Here is a 2,952-nt window from a genome sequence, read left to right as displayed (position 1 = left end):
CCATGACCCTGCGCGTCGCCGCCGAGGTGCCGGCGGGCAGCTACCGGCTCGGCGTGCGCGGCGCGAGCGGTAGGCTCTCGGAGACGGCGCGGCTCGAGCTGACGGTCGCGGCAGCGAGCGCCTCCTTCCGCGTGCTCACCTTCAGCAAGACCGCGCTCTACCGCAACGAGGTCACCGAGGCGGCGGTGGCGGCGGTGGCGGCGCTCGGCGCGGCGAACGGCTTCGCCGTGGACCACAGCGAGGACGCGGGCGTCTTTACCGACGACAGGCTCGCGGCTTACGACGCCGTCATCTTCCTCATGCCCTCGGGGCGGACGCTGGACGCGGCGCAGCAGGCGGCCTTCGAGCGCTACATCCGGGCCGGCGGCGGCTTCGTGGGCGTCCACTCCGCCGCGATCGTCGACTGGGACGACCCCTACGACTACTGGCCCTGGTACGAGGGCCTGGTCGGCGCCTACTTCCACGACCACTCCGATGTCCAGCCGCACACCATCATCGTCGAGGACCGCACCCACCCTTCGACCGCGCACCTGCCGGGGCGCTGGGAGCACACCGACGAGATCTACAACTTCTTCAAGCACCCCAGGGACAACCCCAACCTGCATATCCTGCTCAAGATCGACGTCTCGAGCGTCCCCGGCAACGACCCGGGCAACCATGAATACCGCTCGACCACGATGGGTTCGGACCACCCCGTCGCCTGGTACCAGGACTACGACGGCGGGCGCTCGTGGTATACCAGCATGGGCGACACCTTCGAGAGCTGGCAGAGCGACGCGCTGTTCCTACAGCACATCCTGGGCGGCATCCTCTACGCCGCCGGACGGTGAGGCGGCTTTGAGAGCTTGACGGGCGGCGCCCTCTCCAAGCCGGAGTCGTCCTCCAGCAAAGGCCGCCGGACGCCCGCGGAGCCTCACCGCGATGCGTTATACTGAAGCATTGCTACCGAGGCACTGCTGATACTTGGCACTACTGTTGGGCACTGCTGCATCACATGCATCAAAGCCATGTTGCCGCACTGATATGGAAGGGCAGAGGGGCATTGGGGGAAGCGACGACAAAGAACGGAGACCGGCTCGAGGTCAAGCTCTTGGGCGCGCCGGGCCTCCGCTGGCGGGGCGCCGCCATCGAGCCCGCTACCGCCAAGGACCTCGCCCTCCTCTACTATCTGGCCGCCCGGCCCGAGGGCGCAGCCAGAGACGAGCTGCAGGAGCTGCTTTGGGGGGTGGGACGGCGCAGAAACCTGCGCCAGGCGCTCTACTCGCTGCGCCAATTGGCCGGCGCCGACGGCTGGTTGCGCGTGGGCGAGACCATCAGCCTCGAGGCCGGCAGCGATCTGGCGGCCTTTCGGGAGGCCGTGCGGGACAGGCGCTACGGCGACGCGCTCGAGCTCTGGCGCACCGCCGCGGCGCCGCGCGGCCGGGAGGCGTTGCTGTCGGGCTTCGCGCTCAAGCGCGCGCCGGCCTTCGCCGATTGGCTCGAGGTCGAGCGAGCGCGTCTCGAGGCGCACTACCTGGACGCGCTCAAGTGCCGGGCCCTGGAGCTCGAGGAGGAGGGGCGCTACGCCGAAGCGCTCAGCCTCACCCGGACCCTGCTCGGCGAGGACGGGCTCAACGAGAGCGCCTACCGCGCCGCCATGCGCCTGCACTACCGCCGCGGCGACATCGAGGCGGCGCTCTCCCTCTTCGAGACCTGCCGCCGGGCGCTGGCCGAAGACCTCGGGGTCGAGCCGCTCGAGGAGACGCTCGAGCTCGTCCGGGCCATCGAGCGAGGCCGGGGCCTGGAGAGCCGGCAAGAGGATACGCCCTCCCTCCTGCCCGCCCGAGGACGCATCCCGGCCCAGCTGCTGCGGCCGCCGGTGCTGGTCGGCCGCGAGGCGGTCTGGGCGGCGCTGGACGAGGCCTGGCGGGCGGGCAAGACGATCTTCTTGTGCGGCCCCGCGGGCACGGGCAAGACCAGGCTGATGCTCGACTTCGTGCGCGCCCAGGGCGGTTTCCTGCTCAGCGAAGGGCGGCCCGGCGACGCCGCCGTGCCCTACAGCAGCGTGGCGCGGGCACTTCAGCGCGCCCTCGAGGGGGTTCCGCTCGAGCTCGAGGACTGGGTCCGCCAGGAGCTGGCCCGCCTCTTGCCGCAGCGCTTTCTTGAGCTGTCGCCGCCCAGGCTCGAGACGGCGGACGCCAAACACCGCTTCATGCAAGCCATCGGCCGGGTCATGGATGGGCTGCGCGCCCAGGTGAGCGCCGTGGCTATCGACGACCTGCACCACTGCGACGGCGCCAGCCGGGAGGTCGGCATGATGCTCGCCGCCCGCTTCGCCCAGGCCGCCACGCCGGGAGGAGCCCGCATGCTGATCGCCTTTCGCGGCGACGAGCTGGACTCGGCCCAGCGCAGCGGCCTTGGCGGCCTGGTCGCCGCGGGGCAGGCCGTGCTCGTCGCACTGGAGCCGCTCGAGCCCGCCGCCGTCAAGGCCATGCTGACCAGCCTGGAGGTCCCCGGCGCGGCGGCCCTGGCGGCGCGCCTGCACCGCTACACGGGCGGCAACCCCATGTTCGTCGTCGAGACGCTCAAGGGTATGTACGCCGGCGGCGACTTCTCGGGAACGTTTTCCTCGGGTCCGCCCGGCAGGGTCGGCGCGGTCATGCAAGGGCGGCTCGGCGCCCTCTCCGCGACCGCCCTGAAGCTGGCCGGGGCGGTCGCCGTCGGCCAGGCCCAGGCCGAGACGGGGCTCTTGGCGGAGGTCCTGGGGCTCGACGCGCTGACGGTGGCCCTGGCGCTCGGCGAGCTCGAGGACGCCCAGATCATGGCGGCCGGCCGCTTCGTCCACGACCTCTGGCCGGAGATGCTGCTCGCGACCATGCCCGCGGCGCTCAAGACCTTCTGGCATCGCCGCACGGCCCTCGCCCTGGAGGCGCGCGGCGAGACGGCGCGGGGCGAGACGGCACAGGGCGAGCC

2 protein-coding genes are annotated in these 2,952 nt (G+C 71.7%); both read left to right on the top strand.

Annotated elements, in window-relative coordinates:
* Nucleotides 1-830 (top strand): ThuA domain-containing protein (locus M3498_10900; GenBank protein ID MDQ3459790.1); only part of this gene is annotated, 830 nt, incomplete at its 5' end.
* A gap of 212 nt (nt 831-1,042) precedes the next feature.
* A partial coding sequence (locus M3498_10895) for an AAA family ATPase (protein MDQ3459789.1) occupies nt 1,043-2,952 on the top strand: 1,910 nt, incomplete at its 3' end.

The organism is Deinococcota bacterium, from assembly GCA_030858465.1.
GTDB lineage: Bacteria > Deinococcota > Deinococci > Deinococcales > Trueperaceae > JALZLY01.
Note: the sequence above shows the minus strand (reverse complement) of the source record. Positions and strands in the feature narration are given on the sequence as shown.